22 protein-coding genes are annotated in these 26,300 nt (G+C 72.1%); 15 read left to right on the top strand and 7 right to left on the bottom strand.

Annotated elements, in window-relative coordinates; all coding sequences use genetic code 11:
- Positions 1-77 precede the first annotated feature (77 nt).
- From ACFY2B_RS37270 to ACFY2B_RS37225, 10 genes are all read left to right on the top strand, one after another.
- Complete coding sequence (locus tag ACFY2B_RS37270) at positions 78-212, top strand: hypothetical protein (protein ID WP_390767482.1); 135 nt, start codon at positions 78-80, stop codon at positions 210-212.
- A 115-nt stretch (positions 213-327) separates the two neighbouring features.
- Positions 328-2,466, top strand: coding sequence for a SpoIIE family protein phosphatase (locus tag ACFY2B_RS37265; RefSeq protein WP_390767481.1), 2,139 nt, complete (start codon positions 328-330; stop codon positions 2,464-2,466).
- Positions 2,467-2,718: 252 nt separating this feature from the next.
- Positions 2,719-5,073, top strand: coding sequence for a phosphate ABC transporter substrate-binding protein PstS (gene pstS / locus ACFY2B_RS37260; RefSeq protein WP_390767480.1), 2,355 nt, complete (start codon positions 2,719-2,721; stop codon positions 5,071-5,073).
- 409 nt (positions 5,074-5,482) lie between these two features.
- Positions 5,483-5,866 (top strand): RNHCP domain-containing protein, encoded by a 384-nt coding sequence (locus ACFY2B_RS37255; protein ID WP_390767479.1) that lies wholly within the window; start codon positions 5,483-5,485, stop codon positions 5,864-5,866.
- A gap of 28 nt (positions 5,867-5,894) precedes the next feature.
- A complete protein-coding gene (locus ACFY2B_RS37250) occupies positions 5,895-6,323 on the top strand; it encodes an RNHCP domain-containing protein (RefSeq protein WP_390767478.1) in 429 nt (142 codons plus the stop codon).
- 586 nt (positions 6,324-6,909) lie between these two features.
- The gene (locus ACFY2B_RS37245; RefSeq protein ID WP_390767477.1) at positions 6,910-8,064 is read left to right on the top strand and encodes a molybdopterin-dependent oxidoreductase; all 1,155 of its coding nucleotides are present in this window, start codon (positions 6,910-6,912) and stop codon (positions 8,062-8,064) included.
- 41 nt (positions 8,065-8,105) lie between these two features.
- Positions 8,106-8,516: a hypothetical protein gene (locus tag ACFY2B_RS37240; protein ID WP_390767521.1), complete on the top strand. Its 411-nt coding sequence runs from the start codon at positions 8,106-8,108 to the stop codon at positions 8,514-8,516.
- A gap of 321 nt (positions 8,517-8,837) precedes the next feature.
- The gene (locus ACFY2B_RS37235; protein WP_390767476.1) at positions 8,838-9,890 is read left to right on the top strand and encodes an NAD-dependent epimerase/dehydratase family protein; all 1,053 of its coding nucleotides are present in this window, start codon (positions 8,838-8,840) and stop codon (positions 9,888-9,890) included.
- 24 nt (positions 9,891-9,914) lie between these two features.
- Entirely contained in the window at positions 9,915-10,103 is a 189-nt protein-coding gene (locus ACFY2B_RS37230) for a hypothetical protein (protein ID WP_390767475.1), read from the top strand.
- A 140-nt stretch (positions 10,104-10,243) separates the two neighbouring features.
- On the top strand, positions 10,244-11,395 hold the full coding sequence (locus tag ACFY2B_RS37225) for a glycosyltransferase 87 family protein (RefSeq protein ID WP_390767474.1): 1,152 nt from the start codon (positions 10,244-10,246) through the stop codon (positions 11,393-11,395).
- Between the two features lie 278 nt (positions 11,396-11,673).
- Here the strand turns inward: ACFY2B_RS37225 and ACFY2B_RS37220 are convergent, their stop codons facing one another.
- The gene (locus tag ACFY2B_RS37220) at positions 11,674-12,303 is read right to left on the bottom strand and encodes a TetR/AcrR family transcriptional regulator (protein WP_390767473.1); all 630 of its coding nucleotides are present in this window, start codon (positions 12,301-12,303) and stop codon (positions 11,674-11,676) included.
- Positions 12,304-12,367: 64 nt separating this feature from the next.
- Here ACFY2B_RS37220 and ACFY2B_RS37215 point away from each other — a divergent pair, with 64 nt between their 5' ends.
- The 3 genes from ACFY2B_RS37215 to ACFY2B_RS37205 all read left to right on the top strand — a co-directional run bounded on the left by ACFY2B_RS37215 (position 12,368) and on the right by ACFY2B_RS37205 (position 14,805).
- Complete coding sequence (locus tag ACFY2B_RS37215) at positions 12,368-13,027, top strand: peroxiredoxin-like family protein (protein ID WP_390767472.1); 660 nt, start codon at positions 12,368-12,370, stop codon at positions 13,025-13,027.
- 46 nt (positions 13,028-13,073) lie between these two features.
- The gene (locus ACFY2B_RS37210; RefSeq protein WP_390767471.1) at positions 13,074-13,904 is read left to right on the top strand and encodes an SDR family NAD(P)-dependent oxidoreductase; all 831 of its coding nucleotides are present in this window, start codon (positions 13,074-13,076) and stop codon (positions 13,902-13,904) included.
- A 301-nt stretch (positions 13,905-14,205) separates the two neighbouring features.
- The gene (locus tag ACFY2B_RS37205) at positions 14,206-14,805 is read left to right on the top strand and encodes a YbhB/YbcL family Raf kinase inhibitor-like protein (RefSeq protein WP_390767470.1); all 600 of its coding nucleotides are present in this window, start codon (positions 14,206-14,208) and stop codon (positions 14,803-14,805) included.
- A 100-nt stretch (positions 14,806-14,905) separates the two neighbouring features.
- Here ACFY2B_RS37205 and ACFY2B_RS37200 read toward each other — a convergent pair whose 3' ends face one another.
- The 3 genes from ACFY2B_RS37200 to ACFY2B_RS37190 form a co-directional block, all read right to left on the bottom strand.
- Positions 14,906-15,427, bottom strand: a complete 522-nt coding sequence (locus tag ACFY2B_RS37200) for a hypothetical protein (RefSeq protein ID WP_390767469.1) — start codon at positions 15,425-15,427, stop codon at positions 14,906-14,908.
- Between the two features lie 2 nt (positions 15,428-15,429).
- Positions 15,430-16,863 carry a molybdopterin-dependent oxidoreductase gene (locus ACFY2B_RS37195; RefSeq protein WP_390767468.1) on the bottom strand — a complete coding sequence of 478 codons (1,434 nt, stop codon included), beginning with the start codon at positions 16,861-16,863 and terminating at the stop codon, positions 15,430-15,432.
- Positions 16,864-17,152: 289 nt separating this feature from the next.
- Positions 17,153-18,529 (bottom strand): glycosyltransferase 87 family protein, encoded by a 1,377-nt coding sequence (locus ACFY2B_RS37190; protein WP_390767467.1) that lies wholly within the window; start codon positions 18,527-18,529, stop codon positions 17,153-17,155.
- 344 nt (positions 18,530-18,873) lie between these two features.
- On the opposite strand from ACFY2B_RS37190, the gene ACFY2B_RS37185 reads away from it, so the two are divergent.
- Positions 18,874-20,046 carry an MFS transporter gene (locus ACFY2B_RS37185; RefSeq protein WP_390767520.1) on the top strand — a complete coding sequence of 391 codons (1,173 nt, stop codon included), beginning with the start codon at positions 18,874-18,876 and terminating at the stop codon, positions 20,044-20,046.
- Between the two features lie 436 nt (positions 20,047-20,482).
- On the top strand, positions 20,483-21,118 hold the full coding sequence (locus ACFY2B_RS37180) for a ScbR family autoregulator-binding transcription factor (RefSeq protein ID WP_390767466.1): 636 nt from the start codon (positions 20,483-20,485) through the stop codon (positions 21,116-21,118).
- Positions 21,119-21,188: 70 nt separating this feature from the next.
- Here the strand turns inward: ACFY2B_RS37180 and ACFY2B_RS37175 are convergent, their stop codons facing one another.
- From ACFY2B_RS37175 to ACFY2B_RS37165, 3 genes are all read right to left on the bottom strand, one after another.
- Positions 21,189-21,965: a class I SAM-dependent methyltransferase gene (locus ACFY2B_RS37175; RefSeq protein WP_390767465.1), complete on the bottom strand. Its 777-nt coding sequence runs from the start codon at positions 21,963-21,965 to the stop codon at positions 21,189-21,191.
- Between the two features lie 274 nt (positions 21,966-22,239).
- A complete protein-coding gene (locus ACFY2B_RS37170) occupies positions 22,240-23,355 on the bottom strand; it encodes a tetratricopeptide repeat protein (RefSeq protein ID WP_390767464.1) in 1,116 nt (371 codons plus the stop codon).
- Positions 23,356-23,414: 59 nt separating this feature from the next.
- Complete coding sequence (locus ACFY2B_RS37165; RefSeq protein WP_390767463.1) at positions 23,415-26,291, bottom strand: CHAT domain-containing protein; 2,877 nt, start codon at positions 26,289-26,291, stop codon at positions 23,415-23,417.
- Positions 26,292-26,300: the final 9 nt, after the last annotated feature.

The raw sequence follows: 26,300 nt of genomic DNA, 5'->3' as shown, positions 1-26,300 counted from the left end.
AGGTGTGGTGAAAGGTGGCCAATGCAACTTTTTCGGCGGCGAACATCAGCCCGGGAAGAGAGTGAGCCTGACGACTCATGTCCGGCATCGTCGGCCGGGTCTCCTTCGGCCCTGATCCCGGCACGGCAGCGGGCAGCCAGGACGCCCAGGTACGCGGTCGTGACCCGGCACCGGCGCGTCGGCGCGCGCAGCACGCCGGACGACGGGCGTGAACGAAGGCAGTTGACGGCCGGCGTCCCGCGATGCGGGCCGGCCGGCCAGGCACGGAGCTTCCTCGCGGACGACCGCCGACCCACCCCCGACAGCCCGGACCTGGAGTAGGAAACCATGTCGTGGGCGGCCGTGGACGAGGCGCTGCTGCAGGTCGTGCGCTGCACCCACGCACACGTGGGGGCCGTCTATCTGCTCGACGACCATGAGCAGGTGCTCCGGATGTCCGTGGTGACCGGCGTGTCGAGCCGGGTCGCGCAGCCCTGGTCGCGGGTGGCCTGGGCGGCACCGGTACCGGTCGCGGAAGCGGCCCGGGAGAACCGCATGATGTGGCTGCCCAGCCACCGGGACATCATCAGGCGGTATCCGCGGACCGGCACCGCCTTCCCCTACGACGTCGCCATGTGCGTGGCGCCCGTCGCCATGGCCGGCACCGTCCTGGGTGTCGTCCTGCTGCTCTGGCCAGGCACCCGCCCGTCCGAACTGTCGGCCGACGAGACGCGCGAGATAGCCGGCGCCGGGCGCGCGGTCGCCGCGGTGCTCACCCGGGCGCGTGCGGCGGGCAGCCCCGTCGAGGCCCCCGAGCGGGTACGTACCGTGCAACCGCCGCTCCCCCCTGCCGAGCAGGGAAGGCCCGCGGCCACCGCCCTGGTCGAGCGGCTGGAGGAGGGGCTGTGCGCGCTGGACCTCGAAGGGCGCATCACCTTCCTCAACGGCGCGGCCCGGCGTCTGCTCGGACCGCGGGGCGCGGACGGCGAGGACCTGATCGGCTCCCGCCCCTGGAAGGCACTGCCCTGGCTGTGCGACCCGGCCTACGAGAACGCCTACCTGTCGGCGCTCTTCAGCAGGCTGCCCACGTCCTTCACGGCCCTACGCCCACCGGACCGGTGGCTGCACTTCCAGCTCTTCCCGGACGCCACCGGAGTCAGCGTGCGCGTCGTCGCCTCCGACCCTCCCAAGGAGGACAGGGGCGCGCCCGTCACGCCGCCACCGCCGGCGGCCACGGGGGCGGCCGCGCTCTTCTACCTGCTGCACCTGTCGTCGGCGATCACCTCGGCCATAGACGTCTCGGACGTACTGTCCGCCGTGACGGACCAGATCATGCCCGTCATCAACGCGCAGGGCATGGCCATGATGACGTCGGACGAGGGCAGGCTGAACGTCCTGTGCTCGCACGGCTTCCCGCGGGGGGTGGACAGCTACTTCCACGGCAGTCTGACGTCGCTGCGCAGCGCGAGTGTGCTGGCGATGGAGACGGGGCTGCCCGCCTTCTACCCCAGCAACGAGATGTTGCAGCGCCGCTACCCGCACGTCCCGCTGTACCGCGAGATGAGCGCCTTCTGCTACCTCCCGCTCGTCGTGTCGGGCCGGGTGTTCGGCTGCTGCGTGCTCGGCTACGACCGGCCGCGCCCCTTCCCCCCGGAGGAACGCGCGGCCCTGACCTCGCTGGGCGGAATGATCGCGCAGGCCCTGGCGCGCGCCCGGTTGTACGACACGACCAACCGCGTCGCCCGCGGTCTGCAGGCGGCCCTCCTTCCGCAGGAACTGCCGCAGGTGACGGGTTTTGACGTCGCGGCCAGGTATCTGCCCGCCACCCGCGGGATGGACATCGGCGGCGACTTCTACGACCTCATCCGCGTCCGCGAGGACACCGTCGTCGCGGTGATCGGCGACGTCCAGGGCCACAACGTGAGCGCGGCCGCCCTGATGGGGCAGATCCGTACGAGCGTGCGGACGCACGCCGTCTCGGGCGCACCACCGGACGAGGTGCTCCGCCGCACCAACCAACTCCTCGTCGACCTCGACAGCACCCTCTTCGCGAGTTGCCTGTGCGCCGAGATCAACCTGCCGAGCGGGAAGGTGCGCGTGGCGACGGCAGGCCACCTGCCGCCGGTGGTCTGCCACGCCGACCGCTCGACGGACATCGCCGAGACGGTTCCCGGGCTGCTGCTCGGCATCGTCCCGGACTCCGTGTACGACACGAGCGACGTCACGCTGACACCCGGGGACCTGCTGGTGCTGTTCACCGACGGCCTGGTCGAGAGACCGGACCTCGACCTGGACGTCGCGATCGGCCTTCTCGCACGCCAGTTGGCGGGCATCGACGGCGGCGAGTTGACGGGCATCGACGACATCCCCCTGGACGCGCTGGCCGACGCCCTCATGACGTGGGGACGGCGCACCGGCCAGGGGTACGACGACATCGCGCTGCTCCTCCTGCGCGAGTCCCCGGCGATGACGCACGCGCCATGCTGACCCCCCGTACGGACCGTCTGGCGCCCGGCCCAGGGCTACCGACCAGGGCGACGGCAGGACCGACGAGACGAAATCCCCCGGCCGTCCCGCCAAGCCGGCCGGCCGCCGAGTGATGCGGGCCACCGAGTTCGTCATCCGTGATCCCTGCACCTCCGCTGCCCGCATTTCGGACCGCTGCGGTACCCCTCGATGCGTACTTTTCCTCTCTCCCGGCCCCCTATGCTGTGGGGCACCTAGTGGGGAGGAACACGGGTGACGCTGCTGGAGGGGGATCCGCTGTCCGTCGGCGGATATCGGCTGGAGGGCAGGCTGGGCGCCGGGGGCATGGGGATGGTCTTCCTCGGGCGTTCGGTGTCGGGGCGGCGGCTCGCGGTCAAGGTGATCCGGCCCGAGCTGGCCACGGACGAACAGTTCCGGGCCCGGTTCCGGCAGGAGGTCGCTGCGGCACGGCAGGTCAGCGGGGCCTTCACCGCTCCGGTGGCCGATGCCGACGCGGATGCCGAACCGCCCTGGCTGGCCACGCTGTTCGTACCCGGCCCGTCCCTGCACCAGCGCGTCGCCGAGAGCGGGCCGCTGCCGACGCAGGAGGTGCGCCTGCTGGCCGCCGGGCTGGTGGAGGCGCTGCGGGACATCCACCGGGTGGGACTGGTCCACCGCGACCTCAAGCCGGGCAACGTACTCCTCGCGGAGGACGGCCCCCGGGTCATCGACTTCGGTATCGCCCGCGCCTTCGCCGCAGATCCGCTGACCCGTACCGGGGTGTTGGTCGGCACGCCCGCCTTCATGGCTCCCGAACAGTTCCGCACGGGCGGCATCGGCCCCTCCGGGGACGTGTTCGCGCTGGGTTCGGTCCTGGTGTACGCGGCCACCGGGCACAGCCCTTTCGAGGGGCAGAGCACCTACGGGATCGGGTACCGCGTGGTCCACGAGGAGCCGGACCTGACGGGGCTGGCCGAGGAACTGCGGCCGCTCGTGGAGCCGTGCCTGGCCAAGGAACCCGCGGCGCGTCCCACCGTGGAGGAGTTGTTGGCCGCGCTGTCGGCGGTGGCGCCGCCGCAGGAAATGGACGAGCCGCGCTTACCGGGACTGAACTCCCCGGTACAAGAGGAGCACCCGCCCTCGGCCAAGGAAACACCGCCCGGACCGGCCGGCCCGCGCGCGGTCGGCGAGGGCCCTTCGGGCGTGAGCGGGACTCCGCCCTCCCCGAACGGCAGCCCGCCGCCCGGAGCGGAGAACAGGCCGGTGACGGTGGGAGATCCGTGGCCCGGGCAAGGCGCCCCGCCCGCTCCGGACAGCGATCCGGCCGACGGGGCGAAGCAGGCGCCGCCCGAGCGCTCGCCGGTCAGCTCGGACGTGTCCACCCGGAAGCTCCGGCCGGCCGTGTCGGCAGGTGAGTTCGGGCCGTCAGCAGGTGAGTTCGGCCCGTCGGCAGGTGAGTCCGACCGCCCCTCCCCGTCGGCTCGCCGCCCCAGGCGCATCGCCCTGGTCGCCGCTGCCGTGGTGGTCGCGGTCTCGGTCGCCGTGGCGGTGCCGTTGCTCACCGACAGGTTCGGCCGCGCCGACCAGGGCGCAGGCGGCGGCCCCAGCACTTCCTCCTCGGCGTCCGCCTCGGCCGCCGGCTTCTCGTGTGCCGGTGCGCAGGGCAGCCTGACGGGCAGCGGATCGACGGCGATCGACGCCGCGATGACCAAGTGGACGGCCGGTTTCCAAGCCGCCTGTCCCGGCACGACGGTCGCGTACAACCCCACCGGCTCGGGCAATGGAGTCACTACCTTCCTCGGCAAGTCGGCGGCCTTCGCCGGGGCCGACATCCCGCTGGACGCCACGGAGGTCCAGCAGTCGCGGGGACGGTGCGGGGGCGGCGGGCAGGCCATCCATCTGCCGCTGGTGGCCACCCCGGTGGCGGTCGCGTACAACCTGCCCGGAGTCAGCCATCTGGTACTGGACGCGCCCACCCTCGCGAAGATCTTCGATTCCAGGATCCCGCGCTGGGACGACGAGGCGATCAAGAAACTCAACCCGGGGGTGAAACTGCCGTCCCTGAACATACAGACCTTCCACCGCAGCGACGCGAGCACCGCCACCCATGCCTTCAGCAGCTATCTGGGCGGCGCCGCCCCGAACGACTGGCGGTACCACCAGGCCGACTCTGCCTGGCCGGCCCCGAACGGGCTGTCGGTGTCCGGCGACGCCGGCATGAACGAGGCGGTGACGCAGACTTCGGGCTCCGTCGGTTACCTCGGTCTCGCCGGCAGCGGGCGACTCGCCACCGTGCGGCTGCTGACCGGAGCCTCCGCGCCGGTGGAAGCCGACGCCATCGGCACCACCAAGGCCCTCGCCGCGGCCAAGGCCGGCGGCAGCGGTGACGACCTGTCACTCACCCTTGACCCGGCCACCCGCGCCGAGGGCGCGTATCCGATCCCCCTCGTCAGCTACGGAGTCGTCTGCGACAAGGGCAATGATCCCGCCACGCTGAAGACCCTCCGGGCTTTCCTGTCGTACGCGACGAGTGCCGCGGGCCGGTCTGCGGCCACCGCCCAAGGCTACGCACTGCTCCCGGACGCGCTCGTCGAACGCGTCCGCGACACCGTCCGGGCCCTCGGCTGAACCGCGGGACGCGTGCGCGGCAACGGGTTGGGACACGTCTTCGCCGCCCACGGGGCATGGAGCACGGGGTACAGGTCGGATGGACCTCTGATTAATTCACTGGCACCGAGCGCGGAGCCGTTGTTACGGTGACGCCGTTCTTCCCGTCTGCTCCGGGCGAATGCGCCCTAGAAAAGAGATTTTGTGCCCCGGCCCGCGCCGAGCGCGCTTCGCTGCACCGCGTAACGTCCGTCTCCCCGATACCGTCCGTCCCGCGGACGGCGACCGGACGTGAGTTTCCGGTGTCCCGACTCGGCCCACCCCTCGGCACCTGCCGGCAGTCCGGGGCCGGTGAGGCCGGTGTCCTCCGTCGAGGCCGCTCGGCCTGCTCTTGCTGTCATCGAAGACTTCTCAGCAAGGAGCACCCCGGGTGTCCAAACCCCACAAGACGTCGTCGAACACCCCGCACCACACTCTCAAGGTCGACACCTTCGCCTGCGCGTGGTGCGGCCTGGCCGTGTCCACCTACGCGGGCGACGGCACACTGCGCAATCACTGTCCGTCGTGCCTGCACTCCCAGCACGTCCATGATCAGGTCGAGGGCGGCGCGGGCGACTGCCACGGCCGGATGTCGCCGATCGCCATCGCCGTACTGCGCACCGGTGACTGGATGGTCGTCCACCGCTGCGTGCGCTGCGACGAGTTGACGTCGAACCCCGTCTGCGCAGACGACAACCAGCTCATCCTGATGCGCATGGCGGTACGGCCGTTGGCGCAGCCGCCGTTCCCACTCGAAGCGTTCGGCACCCTGTGAACCCCTTCCGGAAGAGGAGGAACTGACCGTGCCCAGACGCAAGAACCCACGCGGGCAAGCACAGGGGACGCGGCGGCCGCAACGGCACAAGGACGTGCTCCATGGCCAGGGCGGGCACCGGGCGAACGACTTCCGGTGCGTGACATGCCGACTGGACGTGTCCCCGGACGCACCCGGCACCACGCACCGCAATCACTGCCCGAACTGCCTGACCAGCCTGCACGTGGACCGGCGCATCCCCGGCGACCGGGCCGCGGACTGCCGTGGACGGATGGAGGCACTGAGCATGTCGGTACGGGCGGACGGCGAATGGATGATCATCCACCAGTGCCGGTCCTGCGGCAGGCTCAGCGCCAACCGCATCGCGGGCGACGACAACGCTCTGGCTCTGGTACGCCTGGCACTCAAGCCCCTCAGGAACACCGGCATCGCCCATCGCATACTGCTCAGCCTGTGACCTCGGTCCGATGACCGGGTGCGGGGCGGCGGCCCTCAGCACGGCCCGCCGCCCCGCGCCCCCGTGGGCCGGGTCCCGGCGGGCCGGGTCCCGGTCGACGCCGGCTCGACGGCGTCCCCGGTGCGTCCGGCGGCGATCGTCTTGCGGCTGCCGCCTGCGGACTTCGTCCCGTGGCCGGTCCCGATTCCGGTTGTCGTCTTGGGGCTGCTCTCAGCAACCTGACACCCCATAGGTGATCCAGGCGGGGGCACACCGCCCCTGACGCGCGGTACTGCGCAAGGACCTCGGCTGTGGCGCGCCAGGACGGGGCTCGACACGTGGATCTGAGCCGGGCCGCACGGCTTGCGCGGGCCCCCCTCCCGGCTGCTGCTTGCGGATCGTCACGGTGCCCGATCACCGCGCGGTCAGCCGGTGCCGTTGAAGCACTCCCTTCCAGCGCGCCCGACGCGGGGAGCCGGGGGCGAGCGACGGCCCGGCCGTGTGTCCCCAGGCCGGAATCCGGGCGCTCGAACAGGGCGGTACCAGAAGGCGATGTCCGCCTTCCGTAAGGATTCGGACGTTCCGCTTCGCCCGCGCGACGGCTGTGATGGAAGGCATGAAACCGCGTTTTCATTCGCTCCGTCCGCCCGTGTTCAAGGGGCGGTTGCACGATGCCAGAACGGCGACCTCGATCGGGCGGTGGCTGGGCCTGGCCTTCGTGGTGTGCTTCGTGACCGGCCTGATCAGCCATTTCCTCCAGCATCCCCCGCATTGGCTGGCCAATGAGCTGCCGAGCCGTCCGGTATGGGGTTACCGGCTCACCCAGGGCCTGCACGTCGCCTCCGGCACAGCCGCGATTCCCCTGCTGCTCGCCAAACTGTGGGCGGTGTACCCGCGGCTGTTCACCTGGCCGCCGGTGCGTTCGGTGCGGCACGCGCTGGAGCGGCTGTCGATCGCTCTGCTGGTGGCAGGAGCGGGGTTCGAGCTGGTCACCGGGCTGCTGAACACCACACAGTGGTATCCGTGGCCGTTCTCCTTCGTGCCGGTGCACTACGCCGTGGCCTGGCTGGTGGCCGGGTCGCTGCTGCTGCACGTCGCGGTCAAGGCGCCCGAGATCAAGGCGCACTGGAGCCGTCGGTCGCCCGGAACGCTCGCCCTGCCCGCCGAGGACACGCTCGACCGGCGCTCGCTGCTGACGGCGGTGGCCGCGGCGGTCGGTGCGGTCACGGTGACCACGGTCGGTCAGTCCTTCACCCCGCTCAAGGACGTCGATCTGCTCGCGCCCCGGCAGCCGGACCACGGCCCGCAGGGCCTGCCGGTCAACCGGACCGCGGCCGCGGCCGGCGTCGGCCGGATCCCCGATGACGCCTACCGGCTGACGGTGGACGGGCCGCGGCCCTACACACTGACGCTGGCGGACCTGCGCGGTCTGCCGCAGCACGAGGTGGAACTGCCGATCGCCTGTGTGGAGGGCTGGAGCAAGTCGGCGCACTGGACCGGTGTGCGCGTGACGGATCTGCTGGAGCGGGCGGGTGCCCCGTCGCACGCGCGTGTGCGGGTGGTGTCGTTGCAACTCCGCGGCGGCTACCGGGTCTCCGAGATGAGCCACGAGCAGGCCCGCGATCCTCTCACCCTGCTCGCACTGCACCTCAACGGAGAGGAACTCACTCCCGACCACGGCTATCCGGCCCGCCTCATCGCCCCGAACCGGCCCGGTGTGCTGCAGACCAAGTGGGTGGGCCGACTGGAGGTGCTGTCATGAAGCCGGACCTTGCGAAGGCGAGCCCTGCGCGGCCGAACCCGATGAAGGTGAGTGCGACCCGGGTCCTGGCCGGCATGGCCGGGCTCGCACTGCTGGGCTGGGGCGTGTCCCTGCTGCTGGACGTACCCGACCTGACGGGCGTCCTGGTCTGGCTGGGCGGGGCTCTGGTCCTGCACGACGTGCTCATCGCGCCGCTGGTGCTGCTCGCCGGGCTGGTCCTGGTGCGTGGTGGCGTGCGCGGTCCGGTCCGCGGGGCGCTGCTGGTCGCGGGTGCGCTGACAGCCGTGGCCCTGCCGGTGCTGCTGCGTCCGGGCCCCCGGGCCAACCCCTCGGTCCTGCCGCTGGACTATCCCCGCAACTGGCTGCTCACGCTGGTGGGGGTGGTCACGGTCACCGCGCTGGTGCTCGCCGTGCGGGGATTCAGCCGGCACCGGCGCCGTCCGCCGTCCTGAAGTCCGCAGTAGACTGCGCCGTCCCGCTCCGACCGTTCCCGGTCGGCCCCGCCGACGGCCCCGCGGCACGTTCGGCGTGCCCGGCTGCGCCCTGGTCCGCGCTCCGGTCAGACCTCTGGCCCGCGCCTCGGTCCATATTGCGGTCCGTATGGCGGTCCGTATGGCGGTCTGTGCTCCGGTCTGCGCCGCGGTCCGTGCGCTGCCGACGCGGGCGGCCTCGCGGCCGGGCACCGTCTGGCCGGAACCGATCCGCCTTACGTACCCGTGACGTTCCGGCGAGGCCCGTCCGTGGGCGCCGGTACGGGCCCTACCGTCGACACCATGCTGATCCTGGTCACGGGAGGTGCGGGCTTCATCGGTTCGCACCTCGTCACCGTCCTCACCGGCGCCGGGCACGAGGTGCGTGTGCTCGACGCCCTGCTGCCCGCCGCGCACCGCACCGCCCCGCCGATCCCCGAAGGGGTGGACTGGCGGCACGCTGACGTCCGCGACGCACGGGCCGTCGCCGGCGCCCTGCGTGGCGTCGACGCCGTATGCCATCAGGCCGCGATGGTCGGGCTCGGCAGACACTTCGCGGACGCACCCGACTACGTCAGCTGCAACGACCTCGGCACCGCCGTGCTGCTGGCCGGCATGGCCGACGCCGGGGTGCGCCGCCTGGTGCTGGCGAGTTCGATGGTGGTCTATGGCGAAGGACGCTACGAATGCGCCCGCCACGGTGTGGTGCGGCCGGGGCCGCGCCGGGTGGACGACCTGGAGTCGGGCCGCTTCGAACCGCCCTGCTCCCGGTGTGGCGAGCCGCTCGCCCCGGGGCTGGTCGAGGAGGACGCGCCCGTCGATCCGCGCAACGTGTACGCGGCCACCAAGCTCACCCAGGAGCACCTCGCCGCCGCATGGGCGCGGGCGGCCGGCGGGCGGGTCGCGGCGTTGCGCTACCACAACGTCTACGGACCCGGGATGCCCCGGGACACCCCGTACGCCGGTGTCGCCTCCCTGTTCCGCTCCGCACTCGCGCGGGGCGAGTCGCCGCAGGTGTTCGAGGACGGGCGGCAGCGGCGGGACTTCGTCCACGTCCGGGACGTCGCCGAGGCCAACGCGGCGGCCCTGACCGGGGTGGACGATCTTCCTGACGGGGGCTTTCGGGCGTACAACGTGGGCAGCGGCGAGCCACACACGGTGGGAGAGATGGCGGTGGCACTCGCCGTGGCGTGCGCCGGGCCGATGCCGGTCGTGACGGGTGACTTCCGGCTCGGCGACGTGCGGCACATCACCGCTTCCGCCGAGCGGTTGCGCGGCGAACTGGGCTGGAAGCCGCAGGTCGGCTTCGCGGAGGGGATGGCGGAGTTCGCGGCGGCAGCGCTGCGCGCCGGATGACCCGCCGTCATATGCCCGCACCCGGTGGACCGCAGCACCGGTACCGGCGATGACCCGGCCGCCCCGGTCACCCGTCGCCCCGCCGCGTCGTCACCGGCGGGCGCCCGCCGGCCGAGGCCGGCCCCGCACGGCGTGGACCACCTCCTCACCGTCCCTTTCGAAGACGCGCACGGCGGCCCCCACCACCCCTTCGCCCATCTGCGCACCACCTGAGGGCCGCACCCTGGCACTCCCGCACTCCCGCACTCCCCGGAAAGTCAAGGGATCGATCCGCCATGACACAGGCCGTCACCTCGCGCTGGTCGCGTCCCGGACGGGCCGGACCCCCGCCCGGGACCCCACCCACGGGACCCGTGAGCGACGGCGCCGGTCGTGCGCGTACCCGTGTCGCCGTCACCGTGGTACTCCTCGCCGCGCTCACCGCGGTCGTCGCCGACACCGTCCGGGCCGGCGACAACCAGAGCGATCCCGGCCGTGTCCTGGCCGGCTACGCCGTGGCCTGGACACTGTTCGCCGCCGCCGCATGGGCCGTACGCAAGGTTCCGGTGCGGGCGGCGACCGTCCTGGTCCTGGCGGGTGCGGCGGCCGTCGCCGTCGCCGCCCTCGCGGCCCCGCCCCGCACCAGCGACGACATGTTCCGCTACGCCTGGGACGGTCGTGTCCAGGCCGCCGGTGTCTCCCCCTACGCCTACCCGCCCACGGCTCCGCGGCTCGCCCGGCTGCGCGACGACTGGCTCTTCCCCGCCCACAGCTCCTGCACGGGCTGGGGTCTGCACCGGACCAACACCGGCCTGTGCGTCCGTATCAACCGCCCTGCGGTCCCCACCATCTACCCGCCCGTCGCCGAGGGCTGGTTCCTCGCCGTCCACGTCCTCTCCCCGCCCGGCAGCCGTCACAAGCCGCTCCAGATCGGCGGCGCCGCCCTGGCGTTCGCCACCACCGTCGCCCTGCTCCGCGTGCTGCGCCGACGAGGCGATCCACGGCGGGCCCCGGGCCGGGCCGCGCTGTGGGCCTGGTGCCCGGCGGTCGCCTTCGAGGCGGTCGACGACGCCCACATCGACACCCTCGGCGTCCTGCTCACCGTCCTCGCCCTGGGCACCGCGACCGCCGGGGCCCGGCGCGGCGCGCTCCTGGGAGCCGCGATCGCCGTGAAGCTGCTGCCCGTCCTCGCCCTCCCCGGCGCGCTGGCCGGCCGGCGCGGCCCGCTGCACGTCCTCCGGGTGGCGACCGCGGCCGCCGCAACGGTCGTACTCGCCTATCTGCCCTACGTCATCGCCTCCGGCAGCGGCGTGCTCGGCTACCTGCCCGGCTATCTCCAGGAGGAGGGCTACGAACCAGGCCAGGTACGGCGTTTCGCCCTGCTGCGCCTGCTGCTCCCGGACACCGCCGCGGGTGTGGCCGCGGTCGTCCTGCTCGCCCTACCGCGCTCCTCGTACGGCGGCAGGGAGACCCCGCTCGCCCCTGGCGCGGCGCGCTGCTGCTCACCGGCACCGCCCTGTTGCTGATCTCGCCCAGCTACCCCTGGTACTCCCTGCTCGTCGTCGCGCTCGTCGCACTGGACGGCCGCTGGGAGTGGCTGACGGTGACTCTGGCCGGGACCGTCCTCTACCTGGCCGGCCGGCTGCTTCCGGGCTTCCCCCTCCAGGCTTGGGCGTACGGTGCGGCGGCCGCGGTAGTCGTGCTCGCCGCCTGTCTGCGCGCCGCCCCGACCCGGCTCGAACGGGGTGGTGCCCGCGGGGCGGGCCGCGGCGGACCGGCGCCCCGGTGGCCCGCCGGTGCGGACTCAGGGCCGGTGGGAGCGCAGGTGGGCGAGAGCCATGGTCAGGGCGTCCTGGAGCGGGGTGATGTCACGGCGCAGATGCGCCAGCATCAGTCCGCCCTGAAGGGCCGCCATGGTGGCGGCGGCGAGGCGGGCGGGATCGGCGTCGGCGCGCAGTAGGCCGCGCTCGCGCAGCCGGTCCAGGCCGCCCGCCAGGAAGGACTCCCAGGTGCGGAAGGCGGCGTCGAGCTCCTGGTGCAGGTCGGGGTCGTCGTCGAGTTCGCCGGCCAGGCTGCCGAGGGGGCAGGCTGCCGTACCCGCGGGACCGGCCTGCAGGGCGAGCAGGTCGGCTGCCCAGCCGTCGAAGTCCGCCCAGCTCTGCAAATGTTCCAGGCGCGGCTGGTTGGCCAGGATCCCCCGGAGTTGGTGGTCGATGACGGCGGCGACGAGTTCCTGCTTGCCGCCGAAGTAGTGATACAGCTGCGATTTGCCCGCGCCACAGGCGTTCAGTACGTCGTCCAGGCTGGTGGCGGCCACCCCGCGCTCATACATCAGCTGTCCGGCGGCGGCCACGATCGCCGCTCTGGTGCGCCGTCCCTGCTCGGTACTCGGCTCGCGCCGACGCGTTGCCCTGCTGTCCTTGGTCACCCTCACAGTCTGTACTGTATAGTCCAACGACTGTACCGATTAGTACACGACTGTGATCGGGGTGTGCCGCATGAGCACAGACGGGCTGAACGTCCAGCTGAGCGAGCTGAAAACGCAGATCAAGACCAATGCTCCCGCCGAGGTCTTCGACACCTTCGCCGAGGAGCAACGGACTCTCGTCTCCTCCGCGGACCCTTCCGGCTTCGTGCAGGCCGGCGACAGGGTGGAGCCGTTCACCCTTCCCGACGCCGATGGAGCGCCGGTCGACCTGAGCCGGCTGCTGGCCGCGGGACCCGTCGTCATCGTCTTCTACCGCGGGGGGTGGTGCCCCTACTGCAATCTGACCTTGCGTGCCAACCAGCGCGAACTGCTGCCGGAACTGGAGCGGCTGGGCGCCGCCCTGGTCGCGATCAGCCCGCAGACCCCCGACGGTTCGCTCAGCGTCAAGGAGACCGCCGAGCTGGCCTTCCCGGTGCTCTCCGACGTCGGCAACAAGGTCGCCCGATCACTCGGCATCACCCATCGGCCCTCGGCCGAGACCCGTGCGACGTCGCAGGCCCTGGGCAACGACCTCGGCAAGGTCAACGGCACCGGCGAGTGGGAACTCCCCCACCCGACCGTGCTGGTCCTCGACCGCGACGGCAGCGTCGCCTTCGCCGACGTACACCCCGACTACACCAGCCGCACCGAGCCGGCCGCGATCCTGACCGCGGTCCGCGCGGTCGTCTGAACGAATCGTCCGGCGTCGTCGCCCCGCACCCCGGGAGATGTTCCCCATGCAACTGACGGGCCGCAAAGCCCTGATCACCGGAGCCGGCAGCGGTATCGGCCGCGCGCTGGCCCTCCGGCTGGCCGACCACGGCGGTGCCCTCGTGCTCACCGGCCGCAGGTCCCAGCCGCTTCACGAGACCGCACGGCTGGTGCAGGCACGGGGAGGGACCGCCCGGGTGATCCCCGCCGACCTGGCCGACCCCGCGGTGCCGGCCCGGCTCGCCGAGCAGGCCGCCGCCGCCCTCGGCGGGCTCGACCTGCTGGTCAACAACGCGGGCAACGTCCGGGCCGGCGAACTGGAGGCCATCGGCGAGGACGACATCCAGGCCATGGTCGCCGTGGACCTGCTCGCTCCGCTCCTGCTGACACGCGCCGCCCTGCCGCATCTGCGGGCCGCTGCGCACGCCACGGGCGGGGTCCACGGGTCGGCGGCCATCGTCGGAATCTCGTCGGGCATCGCGCTGGTCGGCCTGCCTTACTACGCGGTCTACGCCGGCGTCAAATCGGGTCTGGCCCGGTTCGACGAGGCGCTGCGGCGCGAGCTTCACGGAACCGGGATCTACGTCGCCACGGCATACCCCGGAGCCACCGCCACACCGATGATGGACACCAACGCGGCCGGGGACGACGTCGGCTTCGGCCGGCGCGGCGTGGAGGAAGTGGCCGACGCGATCGCCGACGGCCTGCGCGAGGGGCTGCCGGAGATCAACACCGCGTCGGCCGGCCGTAGAAGCATGCAGGACCTCAACCGCACCGACCCGGCCGCGGTCGACGAGAAACTGGCTCCGCTCCTGCCCCGGCTGCGGCAGGCCGTCTCGGGGCACCGCTCCATGTGAGGCCGGCTCCCCTCGGGGCGGCTGCGCCGCAGGGGACGGATGTGGGCGGTGCCCGCGTCCGGCCTTCAGGGGCTGCCGGGCCCACGTGCCCGTCAGCCCGCGCCGCCGTCCGGTCGAGCCACCCGGACGGCGGTACCCGGCGGGACGCCGTCAAGAACATCCGGCCGCTGTTCGACCGAGTCGTACGTGCCTTTCCGGTGCCTGCCGCCCAGCCGGAGCCTTTGGCCGGGGGCCGACGGGTCACGAAGCCGTAAGGCAGTCACGGGCGGCCGGGTACGTCCACCCGTCATACGGTTCCGATATGAAGCACCGTTTCCTTGTCTCGGGTGCCGTCGCCCTGGTCGCGCCGCTGGCGACCACCGCGTGCTCGTCATCCTCGTCCTCCGGGCCCGCCCTGTCGACGTCGTCGCCGTCCGCCGTGGTCTCCCGGGCCACGGCGGTGCCCACGGGCCCCTTCGCCCTCGGCCGGGGCGAGGGTTTCGACGCCTCGGGCGCGTTCCTCTCCCTGATGACCTGTGACAGCCCCCACGACTTCTCCCCGGCACTCACGTTCAAGAACGTCCCCGTCGGGACCGCCGAGCTCGCCCTGTCCATGGTGGACCTGAACAACCACAAGATCCACTGGCTGCAGGTCGGCCTTCCCGCGACGGCGTCGGGAACGAAGGCCCACACCCTGACGCCCGGTGCCCGGGAACTCCTGAACGACCTGGGCGAGGCGACATACGACGGCCCCTGCCCGCCCGCCGGTCAGACGCACCGGTACCAGCTGACGCTGTACGCGCTCCGCACCCCGCTGCCGGCGTCCTTCGGCCGAGGCACCTCGCCGAGCCAGACCCTTGAGCAACTACGGAGTCACGCCGATGCCACCGCGGTACTGGTCGCCCCCTACACCCGGAAATGACCGTAGCGGCGTTTCACCCCGGCGGAATCGGCACCCTCGGCCGACACCCCGACGGCCTCGTCGGTCGGACCGCGGAACGCGATCAGCGGCCGGCCGGTCGTCATGGCGTGGTGCCCGGTGTGGGTCGTGTCGTGTGGGTGTGGGTGTGGGTGGTTTTCCGGGTCCGGCGGAGTTTGAGGGCGAAGGCGAGGGCCGAGGCGAGGAAGAGTACGGCGGTGATGGCGAGCCAGCGGCCGAGGTAGATGTCCGCGGACAGGCGGGTGGCGCCGGGGTAGGGGATCGACAGGTCGAGGACGAGGGGGAACCAGACCAGCAGGAGGACGCCGGAGAGGAAGGCGGGGACGCGCAGGTAGTTGACCCATGGCACGTGTGGTCCGGGGGTGGTCCGGTGGCGCAGGACGGAGCTTGCCGAGCGGTCGGCGAGTGAGTACAGGGGCAGCAGGATCAGGTCGTGGAGGATGGCCGCGCCGACGATCCAGAGGGCGACCTCCAGGGGGCGGACGGCGAACAGGCGGACCATGGCGTAGGCGGTGATGGCGAAGGAGGCGAGCAGGGCGAGCAGGTGGAGGGGGCCGGCGCCGTACCAGCGGGTGAGGTGTGCCATGCGGGTGGGGTGTGCCATGGTCAGGTCCTGAAGGTGAGCCGGTGCACCCATTTGGTGTTGTTCACTCCGGGGTTGGCCGGGACGATGATGCGGGCGGGAAAGCCGTGGTCGAGGGAGAGGTCCGCGCCGTTGACGTGCAGGGCGAGCAGGGAGCGCGGGTCGTGGATCTGGTTGTGCCGCAGGAGTACCGAGGTGTAAGGGCCGGGCGGCTGGACGGACTCGACCAGGACGCTTGCGGCGCCCGGGATTCCGGCCATGGCCGCGAGGTCGGTCAGGCGCAGGCCGCTCCAGTGCTGGTCGGTGGTGGACCATCCCTCCACGCAGGCGATGGGCAGGGCGGCGGTGTGCTGGGGCAGGGCGAGGAGTTGCGCGCGGGTGAAGACACGGGTGGCGCCGGGGCCGTGGATCTCCAGGCGCCAGCCGGGACCGACGTGGGCGGGGGTGACACCGACGGAAGCGGCCGTCTTGTTGATCTGGAAGCCGTTGGGTCCGCTGCCCGGGGTGCGGTTGTGCGGTGCGAGCAGCGCGGTGTAGCGCAGCCAGCCGCCGATGCTCTGTCCGGCGGTGACCACGAGGAGGAGCAGTGATCCGCCTCCCACCATGGCCAGTGCGCCGCGCCGGGTCATCGTCGGGGGTGCGGGCGCGGGTGGGACCAGGCCGTCGGGGTCGGGGGGCTCGGGCCGAGTGTGGGCGAGGTCGGTGCGTAGTTCGGCGGTCAGGCTGCGCGAGCGCAGGGCGCGGGTCATCCGGCCGAGTCGGAGGCCGACGTGGAGGAGGAAGGCGGCGATGAACACCCAGGCGCCGTAGAAGTGCAGGGTGTAGAAGGAGCCGGGGAAGACGTAGTAGAGCTGGATGTTGAGGATGCCGGTGGCGAATTCGAAGATCGCCCCGCCGACCAGCAGGAGCAGGGACAGGCGCTCCAGCCCGTGCGCGACGGTGCGGACGGGCGGCCACTCGAACAGTTTGGGGATCACCGACCACAGCTTGGCCAGCAGCACCGGCACGAGGACCACCCCGAGCGTGACGTGCACGCCCTGGGTCAGCCGGTAGAGCCAGTACGGATGCGTGGGCCAGTGGAAGAGGTAGAAGCCCAGCAGGCCCTTGTCCGGGGTCTGGTCGTTGATACGGCCCAGTCCCGGGTTGTAGGAGGCGTAGGAGAGCATGCCCGTGACGAACAGCACCGGGATACCGATCAGCAGGACCAGCCCGAACACGGACGTCAGCCAGGGCCCCCGCAGGGGACTGCGCCAGAAACCAGGACGGAACGCCCCCGGCGGCGCCGGAACCCGCACAACCCGCCCCGCGAGAGCCCGGACACGAGCGGCACCGCTGCCCACGCCCGCCACCACGGCAGCACCAGCACGCCCGACACGCCCACGCACCCGGCCCTGTTCCCCGGCCGGGCGCCGTGACCCGCCGGAACCCCGGCCGTCCGGCCGTCCGCCCCTGCCCATCCCCTGCCTCCTTCCACGACCGGCCACTCCTCAGCAGCGGCCCGCAACCCGCATCCCCCGCGACGGATGACTGTCCAGAAACCCGTCGGGAAGCCAGCTACAACCTGACACGGAACAAGCCGGAACGCCGTACCGGACGGGCATGCGGGTGCACGCTGCCAGCCGAGCGGCTGAACCGCTGCGCACCGTGGACTCCCGCTGACGGGTGCGACGACTCGACCTGCGGCGGGGCGCCTCCGAAGGGCCCCGCCGTAGAGTCCTGGTGCCCGAGCCGACCGGCGGCCCTCCCTCAGGCCCCGACCGGACGTCGGTCTCCGCCGCCGCGCGCCCGCGCGCGGACGAGCGCACCGGCGAGCACCGTCACGGCGGCCGACCCGTACGCAGCGGCCTGGACGTCACTCCACCGGAGGGCGTCCGCGATGTACAGCACGGTGCTCGCGACGGTGACGGTGAGCCACTCCCACCGTCCGCCCATGGCCACGAGGGCCACGACGAGCAGCGTGTACCAGTAATAGCCGGGCGAGGTGAGCAGCAGCGCGATGCCCGTGACCAGCAGCGAGCCGTGCCACGGTCGCTGTGGATCGCCGCGCCGCAGGACGTACCAGGCACTGAGCACGACCAGGGCGACGGCGGCCGGAGCGGCCCACCGGTCCGGCAGCACCAGCCGGAGCAACGCGAACCGGCCCACGTCGCCCGACTCGTAGCCCTCTTCCCGTAGATAGCCGGGGAGGTAACCGAGGACCGCGGAACCGGATGCCAGCACGTAGGGGAGATAGACGAGCACCACGACGCCGACGGCCGCGAACAGCACGCTCGCCGTCCTCCGCAGCGCGGCCCGGGCGGCGACGCCCGGGGCCAGCACCCCCGACAGCGCGCCCGGAAGGGTGAGCACGGGCAGCAGTTTGACGGCGATGGCCGCGCCGAGCAGCGCTCCACGGCGTATTCCCGTGGCCGTACCGAGCGCGACGACGGTGAGCAGCACTCCGAGGGTGTCCACATGGGCGTCGTTGACCGCGGCGAACGGCACCGCCGGACACCACGCCCACAACGCCACCCGCCGTATGTCGCCACCCGTCCGCCGCTGCACCAGCAGCAGGGCGGCCGTCGTGGCGACGGCGAGCAACGCACCCGCGAGTTGCAGCGGCTTGTGCCGCCCGCCCGCCGGGGAGACCGCATGCACCAGCAGGAACCATCCCTCGGCGACGGGCGGATAGATCGTGCGTGCCGACGGCCTGTTGATGTGTGTGCACCCGCCCGGCACCGGGTGGAGGTCCCACGCGCGGCACTCGGTCCGGGCGGGAAAGAGCCACGGACCACGCAGTCGGGCGAGCTGTGGCGCGTCCGGGGGGTAGGCGTACGGGGAGATTCCGGCGGCCTGTACGGTGCCGTCCCACGCGTAGCGGTACATGTCGTCGCTGGTGCGTGGTGGAGCCGAGAGCGCCGCCGCGCACAGGGCGGTCCCGCCGGCCAGGATCAGCGTCACGGCGGCGCGCACCGGCACCCGGTGTACGGTCCACGCCGCGCCGGCGAACAGCGCCCACGCGGCGGCGTACCAGTACAGGAGCGGGGTCGGCCGGCCGAGATCACCGCCTGTGCGGACAGTCGCGGCGACGACTGCCGTGAGGGCGGCGAGAAGCGTCGTGGCGCAGAGCGTGCGTACTCCCACATCCGCCACAGTGGCAGTCGCGAACGTCACGGCCGGGCTCGCCGCGCCGTGCCTCCGGATCCGGCCGTGCCCGCGAAGGGGCGACGGTACGGTCAAGGGAGGCCCTCCTCCAGCCTCTTCGACGCTTCGCCTGTGATACGCCCACCCCCTCCATTACGTCGTAATAGCCGTGGGGCGTCCGCGATTTGAGGCCGGCCGGAGCCTCGTCTTCGCGTCTGCGACCGGATGGCACCGCCCCAGCGGGTGGTGGGCCCTGACACGCCCGACGCCGGCCTTGCGGGCCATCCCGTACCGGACGGTTACCGTGAGACGTGGTCAGTCGCGACGCCGAACGCCGTGGGCGGGTGCGTCGGCTGGGGTACGGCGCCGCCGCGGGTGTCTTCGCCGTCGGGATGATGGGCACCACCCTGCCGACGCCCCTGTACGAGTTGTACCGCCGTCAGATCGGCTTCTCCGAGCTGATCGTGACGGTGGTCTTCGCCGTCTACGCGGTGGGGGTCATCACCGCGCTGCTGGTCGCCGGTGACTTCTCCGACGTGCTGGGACGGCGCCCGATGCTGTTCTGCGCGCTCGGTCTGTCCGCGCTGAGCGCGGTGTGCTTCCTGTGCGAGGGCGGCCTGCCCCTGCTGTTCGCCGGGCGGGTCCTGTCGGGTTTCTCCGCCGGTCTGTTCAGCGGCACCGGCACCGCAGCCGTCCTGGAACTGGCACCCGAGGGGCGCCGCGCACGCGCCGCGTTCGCCGCGACCGCCGCCAACATGGGCGGGCTCGGACTCGGCCCCCTCGTGTCCGGTCTCCTCGCCGAGTACGCGCCCTGGCCGCTCAAGCTGCCCTTCCTCCTCCACCTGGTTCTCCTGGCGTCGGCTGCCGCGGCCACCTGTCTGCTCCCGGAGACCGTGCGCCGCACCGGCCCCCGGCCCCCGCTGCGGCCGCAGGGCATGACGGTCCCGCCCGAAGTGCGCGGCGTGTTCACGCCGGGCGCCCTCGCGGCCTTCGCCGGCTTCTCGCTGCTCGGTCTGTTCACCGCGGTCGCTCCGGACTTTCTCGCCCGGACGCTGGGCGAGCACAATCTGGCGGTGGTCGGCGCCGTCGTCTTCTCCGTGTTCTGCGCCTCCACCGGCGGGCAGTTGCTCATGGGCCGTGTCGGCCTGCGCAGGGCTCTGCCACTGGGGTGCCTGGTGCTCGTCGCGGGCCTGCTCCTCGTCGGAGCCTCGCTGCTGCTGGCGTCCTTGCCGGTGCTCCTCGTGGGCGCCGCGACCGGCGGCGTGGGGCAGGGCCTGGCATTCCGCGCGGGCCTGACCGAGGTGGGCTCCGCGGCTCCCGACGCCCGCCGAGGCGCCACCATCTCCGCGTTCTTCGTGGTCGCCTATGTGGGGATCTCCGTGCCCGTGGTCGGGGTCGGCGCCCTGGCGGTGGCGCTGGGGGTGCGGGACGCCGGTCTGGTGTTCACGGGGTGCGCGGTCCTCGGCGTCTCCGGGGTGTGCGCCGGCCTGTGGCGCCGGTTCACCGTGGCTGTCTGAGAGGGGACGGCAGGGGCGGTCCGGCCGGAACGATGGTCTGCGGCGTCAGGCATCATCGTCGTGCCTGTCGCATGCGCCCGTTCACGGGCAGGGAGATCGTCGGGGGTACCGCACTGTGCTGGAGTACGTGGAACGTGAAAGAGTCACTTTCACTCCGGTCCCGCGTACCGGCTCGGGCAGGCCGTTCCTGATCGTCCCGGCGCCGTGGCGGACACCGCCGCACGGCAACCGGTCGTGACGGCGCTGGACGTGCCCGGAACGGTCCGAACGTCATCGGGGGGGCGTCTGCCGCGGTGCTGCCCGCGCTTCTGTGTCGCTTTCCCGAGCGGCACTCGCCGGGCCAGCCATACAATACCCAACGTACGGTTTGTTTTTAGCCGATCGGCCTGACCGGTCATCAGGCCGACATGTCCTGGGGAAACAGGGAATCACCACGATGGCACAACAGGAACGAGCGATCGCCACGCGACGGAGACTGCTGATGGGGGCGGCCGAAGTCTTCGACGAACGCGGCTACGCGGCCGCGAGCATCAACGAGATCCAGGAGCGCAGCGGCATCACCAAGGGTGCCATGTACTTCCACTTCAAGTCGAAGGCGGAGATCGCGAACACCGTCATGGCCGCGCAGACCGAGATCCCGCTGGAGGTGCGCAGCCCGTCCGGATCGCCGCTGCAACAGGTGATCGACTTCACGCATGTACTGGCGCACCGGCTGCGTACCGACGTCCTGTTCCGGGCGAGCATCCGGCTCACGGTGGAACAGGGGACCTTCCAGTCGGACGACTCGGACATGTACGACTGGTGGCTGCTCGCCTTCACCCGCGATCTGGCGCGTGCCCAGGGCGCGGGAGAACTGCGCAAAGAGATGGCTCCCGAGGACGTGGCGGCCAGCGTGGTGGGCTCCTTCACCGGCATCCAGATGCTCTCCCACGTCATCTGTGGCCGTCGTGACCTCCATCAGCGCCTGGCCTGCTGGTGGCAGCAGATCCTCCCCGGCATCGCGACGCCGGACGCCGCGGCCGAGGCCCGGCCGGCCGGGTCGCCGGAACTCGACCTGTCCTACGAGAACTGACCGCTGTGCGCGGCGTGAGGCCGGCGTGCTGCGCCGGGCCCCCTTCCCCGTCCTTCGGGCGGTCGGCCGTTCACCCCGCCTTCGTGGCGCGCAACGTGTAGACCAGCGGGACGCGTTGCCCGGCGGGGAGCCGGAAGTGGCCGTGGTCGTGTTCGTGCAGGAACTCCAGGCGGAGCCCGGCGGCGGCCAGGGCACTGACCACCTCACCGAGGCCGTGCTGCCATTCGACGGTCAGGCTCGCGGACATCGGCGCACCGGTGTCGGCATAGGTACCGGGTGCGTCCTCGACGACCGGGGCGCGGCGGAAGTAGTCGCCCTCGACGGTGCGGCCGTCCTCGGCGAGGATGTCGGCCACCGGATGGAACTCGGCCAGGTAGAGGAAGCCGCCCGGGGCGAGGAGTTCGGCGACTGTCCGTGCCCACCGCTCGATGTCCGGAAGCCAGCACAGCGCGCCGAAACCGGTGTAGACGACGTCGAAGGCCTGCCCGTCGAGTGCCTGGACGGCGTCGTACACGTCGGCGGTGACGAAGCGGGCGCCGGCGACGCCGATCCGCGCGGCGAGGCCGGCGGCCGTCTCCATGGCGGGCTCGGAGAAGTCGACACCGGTGACGGTGGCTCCGCGCCGGGCCCAGGACAGGGTGTCGAGCCCGATGTGGCACTGCAGGTGGAGCAGTGTCCTGCCGCTCACGTCGCCGACCTCGTCGAGTTCGAAGTCCCGCAGTGTGTCCTTGCCCGCGACGAAACCGGGCAGGTCGTAGAAGGGGCCCGCAACGTGGATCGGGACGCGTTCGTCCCAGTTGGCGCGGTTCGCCGCGCGCCAGTCGGCCTCTTCCGGGGTGGTCGTCATGACGGGCAACGCTAGCCAGGCGCACGGAAGGTGATCAATCCATTTGAGCGCCACAGCACGTGTCCGGGCTCCGGAAGAACGGATCAGGGCCGCGCTTCGACGGCGGCCCCGTCCTTCGTCCAAGGGCTCGGACCGCAGGCATGGACGGCGTCGTGCCATGCCGGCGAAATCGCCGGCTGGTGGCCGGCGTCGTTCACGGATCCGTCCGACGAGCCGGCGGCCATGGTCGGTTGTTGGTCACCGTGACAGGTCCGGCATTCCGCAGGCGGGACTTCTATCCGCCCAACTGCGCCAGGATGTTGGTGAGTTCACGGACACGGGGGTGGTTGGGCCCGTGCGTGCTCTGGTAGCCCTCGATCGCGTCGCGCAGCAGCGGCACCGCCTCCGCGTTGCGGCCCTGGTTGGCCTTCATTGCCGCGAGGTCGACCTGCACCCCGAGGGTCTTGGCGTGCCGGGGGCCGTGCGCCCGCCGGTACCCCGCGAGCACCTCGGCGATCAGCGCCTCCGCTTCGCTGACGCGGCCGAGCCGGTTCAGGACGACGGCGTAGTTGTGCCGGGCGGTCAAGGTGTCCGGATCCCGGTCGCCCTTCAGCCGTGACCGGACCTCGACCAGTTCCCCGTACATCGTCAGGGCCTCGGCGTGTCTGCCCTGGTGGATGAGGACGGCGGCGAGGTTGTGCCGTACGGTCAGGGCCTGGTCGCTGTCGGCGACGGTGTCGGCCAGCATCCCCCGGTACATGCGCTCGGCCTCGGCGAGCCGGTCGAGCGAGCCGCGTAACGCGCCCGCCAGGGTGTTCCTGCTGCTGAGCGTGTCGGGATGGGTGGCACCGAGGGTGCGGGTACGGCGGGCGACGGTGTCCCGCATCAGCCCTTCCGCCTCCTCCCTGCGCCCGAGGTCGAGCAGGATGTTGCCCAGGTTCGTCGCGATCGACAGGGTCTGGACGTCGTCCTGGCCGCGCAGCCGCTCCCACCCGGCCAGTGCCTCCCGCAACCGCTGCTCGGCGACCACGAGTTGGCCGCCCTCCTGTAGGAGCCGGGTGAGGTCGTTCAGCGTCAGGAGTCTGTTCTCCTCGTCCCTCGCGCGGGCGGCGACCAGCCAGTTCAGCAGTTCGACGGCGTCGTTCAGCCGGCCGGGCTCCCGGCCCACGGCCACCGCGTGCACATGGAGAGCGTGCAGTGTCTCCGGGTGCTCCAGGCCGAGTTCTTCACGTTTACGCTCGAACTCCAGGCCGGAGGCGAACTCCTGGGTCACCGACAGCTTGACGTGGACCAACGGTACGTCACCCGGCCGCTCCGTCATCTTGATCTCGGCACTGCCGAAGTCACCGACGAAGTGGTCGGTGACCTCGGGCTGGTTCTTCTTCGTCTTCTTCCTGTCCCAGAACGCCACCTCACCAGTTTGGCCGAAATGCCGCGCCGGTGCCCAGGGGTTCGGCGTTCAGGTGGCTTTCACCGACCGGAATACAGGTACGCCGCCCACAGCGTCGGGGTCCTCGGGTAGCGCTCCCGGCAGCGGCGCACGGCGTGGTGCAGGGCCGTCGCGACGTCCTCACCCGCCGCGATCCCCTGGTGCAGGTCCACGGCGACCAGCCGGGCCACGTGGTCGTTGACCTGCCACAGAGTGCCGACGACCTGCGGGTAGCCGGCGAGTTGGAAGGCCGACACCAGGTGCAGCCCCTCGTCCGGGATCCGGTGTGTGCCGAGGGACGTCTCGCAGGCCGACAGCACCGCGAGCCGGACCCCGCAGAGGTCCAGCGCCGACACGTCCAGCACCGACAGCGGGCCGTCGTGCAGCAGCAGATGCCCGGCTGACGGATCATCAGGGTCGTGCGTCGCGTGGCACGCGAAGTGCGCCGACGCGTGCGTGGCCAGCGCGGCGCGGACCGTGTCGACCGTCGCCCGCGCGCCGGTCAGCCGGGTCGCCGGAGTCAGTGCGGCGATCCTGCTCGCCTCGCGTTCCGTGCTGCGCAGCGCCTTCGCGCCGGGTGCGTCCCCGATCGCCACGACCACCAGGTCATCGCCGGCTCGTACGTACCGGGCCCGCGCGTGCCGCAGGGCGCGCAGCGTCGGGGTGTAGGCGCAGACCACGCGGTCGAGGACCGTGGCACCGTCCGGGAAGCGGCCCGCCGCGTGGAGGGGGAGCAACGCGAGCTGTCCCACCGGCGACCACCAGATCCGCGGCGGGGTGCCGGACGGTGCGGCGGTGTGGCCGAGCCGTTTCAGTACCGGTTCGGCGACGAAGTCCCACAACCAGCCGAGCACCCGGGTGACGGTGGTCTGGGCCTCGGTCTCGCCGGGTCCCGGCCGGGTCGCCGCGGCGAGTGCGGTTCCGAACGCGTCGGCCTGCTGGGCCACGGAGTCCGGTGTCACGCCCGGCAGTTCGACCACCGTGACGCCCGCGGGTCCGACGATCAGCGCGTCGCTGCGCAAGGCGCTCACGTTGATGAGGACGACCGGTCCGTCCTCGGTGGCGGCCAGCAGGTCGGTCAGCTCGGGCGGTGCGAGGAAGTCCTCGAACCCGGGCAGCGCGCGGACCTCGTCGAGCAGCCGCCCCAGACGGATGTCCAGGCCGTGCCGCTCGTCGGCCGCGGCGCCCAGGAGGTGCCCGGACGGGGCCAGCCGGTCGAACGCCTCGCCCAGCCGGCCGGCCAGCTCCGGTGCGACCTCGTGCAGCCGGGACAGATCGCTGCGGCTCTGCAGCACCTGCCCGCCCAGTACGCCACGGCCGAGTTCCAGCAGCCGTACCGCGGTCTCCGGATCGTTCGCCCATACGGCGCTGGCGGCCGCGTCGGCGGCAAGGCCGTTCAGCTCCTCCAGCATCCGTTGCTGGTCCGGGCGGGCCAGCCGCCGCGGGACCACGAGCGGAAGCAGGCCGACCGCGAAGGCGTAGGCGTCCCGCGCCCGGCGCCAGTGTGCCGCCTCCGCCTCTGTGCGGGCCCATGCGCGGGCGGCCCTGATCCGTACGATCGGCTGCGCCTCCTCGGTCCGCGCCGCCTCGTGGAACGCCTGCCCCGCCGCGGCGAGGACGCCCGGGTCCAGGTTCGTCTCGTACTGGGCGTACAGGGCGTCACCGTAGTTGATCTGGGCCGCGCCGCGCCGCGGGGTGCCGGGAGCGCTCGCCCGGACGACGCTGCCCAGAGCCGTCACGGCCCGGCCCAGGGCCGCGGGATCGCCGCTGAAGCGGTGCTCGGTGAGCCAGAGCCGGCCCAGGTTGCCCAGCGCCGCCACATGGTCCGACCCGCCGTACGGCACCGACTCGACGACCTGCGTGTACTCGGTGACGGCCTGCGCCAGATCCGTCCGCAGCCGGGAGTGCAGGAACCGGTCGTGGTGCAGCAGGCCGAGCAGCAGTGGGACGGTGGCGTCCTTGCTGCCCCGGCCGCGCGCGGACCTGCCGATCTCCACGGCTTGGTCCAGCAACTCGATGTCATCCGTCTGTTCGATCAGATCGTGCACGGCGATCAGGTAGTTCTCGCATCGGTTGCCCCACGAGCGGGTGCCGGCCGGGGTGGCCGCGAGCACCTCGTGCAGGAGGCCCACGCCTTCCCGCAGGGCCGCGAGGTCACCGGTGTACCGGCCGCGGTCCCGCAGCGCGGCGGCGAGGTCGACCTTGAAGTCGAGCAGCAGGGCCGATGTGCTCGGGGCGCCCGCCACCGCGGCCCGCAGATGGCCGATGGCGCTCTCCCGCACCGATTCGTCACCCGTGTGTTCGGCGGACCTCTGCAGCACGTCGCCGAGGAGGTTGAGCCGCAGCAGACGGTTGAGGTCGTCGGCGGGCGACGCCCGGACGCTCTCTTCCAGAAGGCTGGCCGCCTCGACGAGCGCGGTGTGGTCGTCGGTCAGCACGTACCGCTGGTGGAGGGCCCTGCCCAGGACGAACAGCACCGCAGGTGCGCGCGGCAGCCGGGACGCCGACTCGACGGCCTGGGCGACGTACGAGGCGTCGCGGGTGTGCTCGGCCAGCACGATCAGCGCCTCGGCCCGCATCGTGGCCACCACCCGCCGGTCCTGCTCGTCCAGTCGCGGGAGGGCCGCGTCGCAGCCGGCGATCGCCTCGTGCAGCGCCGACACGTCGCCGAAGTAGTCGAAGTGGTCCAGCAGCAGGGCGCTGAGGTTGACCCGCAACGTGTGTCCGACCGGATGGTCCGACACGTACCCGATGGCGGTACGCAGCCGGGCGATCCCCTCCAGCAGGTCGGCCGGATCGCCCGTGTACCGGTGGCGGTCGCGCAATCCCATGGCCAGGTCGAGCATGGCGTTCACCGAGCCCTCGTCGGCCAGGCGCCGGTTGCGTTCGATGTCGCTGTCGAAGGGTGTCGGGGTCACCACGCGAGG

Origin of the sequence: Streptomyces sp. NPDC001270, from assembly GCF_042896695.1 — a bacterium.
Lineage (GTDB): Bacteria > Actinomycetota > Actinomycetes > Streptomycetales > Streptomycetaceae > Streptomyces.
Note: the sequence above shows the minus strand (reverse complement) of the source record. Positions and strands in the feature narration are given on the sequence as shown.

Coding starts and splice junctions, on each gene's coding strand:
- ACFY2B_RS37270 (WP_390767482.1), top strand. CDS start 78: ATGTCCGGCATCGTCGGCCGGGTCTCCTTCGGCCCTGATCCCGGCACG.
- ACFY2B_RS37265 (WP_390767481.1), top strand. CDS start 328: ATGTCGTGGGCGGCCGTGGACGAGGCGCTGCTGCAGGTCGTGCGCTGC.
- ACFY2B_RS37245 (WP_390767477.1), top strand. CDS start 6,910: ATGGAAGGCATGAAACCGCGTTTTCATTCGCTCCGTCCGCCCGTGTTC.
- ACFY2B_RS37240 (WP_390767521.1), top strand. CDS start 8,106: ATGAAGGTGAGTGCGACCCGGGTCCTGGCCGGCATGGCCGGGCTCGCA.
- ACFY2B_RS37235 (WP_390767476.1), top strand. CDS start 8,838: ATGCTGATCCTGGTCACGGGAGGTGCGGGCTTCATCGGTTCGCACCTC.
- ACFY2B_RS37215 (WP_390767472.1), top strand. CDS start 12,368: ATGAGCACAGACGGGCTGAACGTCCAGCTGAGCGAGCTGAAAACGCAG.
- ACFY2B_RS37210 (WP_390767471.1), top strand. CDS start 13,074: ATGCAACTGACGGGCCGCAAAGCCCTGATCACCGGAGCCGGCAGCGGT.
- ACFY2B_RS37205 (WP_390767470.1), top strand. CDS start 14,206: ATGAAGCACCGTTTCCTTGTCTCGGGTGCCGTCGCCCTGGTCGCGCCG.
- ACFY2B_RS37200 (WP_390767469.1), bottom strand. CDS start 15,427: ATGGCACACCCCACCCGCATGGCACACCTCACCCGCTGGTACGGCGCC.
- ACFY2B_RS37195 (WP_390767468.1), bottom strand. CDS start 16,863: ATGGGCAGGGGCGGACGGCCGGACGGCCGGGGTTCCGGCGGGTCACGG.
- ACFY2B_RS37180 (WP_390767466.1), top strand. CDS start 20,483: ATGGCACAACAGGAACGAGCGATCGCCACGCGACGGAGACTGCTGATG.
- ACFY2B_RS37175 (WP_390767465.1), bottom strand. CDS start 21,965: ATGACGACCACCCCGGAAGAGGCCGACTGGCGCGCGGCGAACCGCGCC.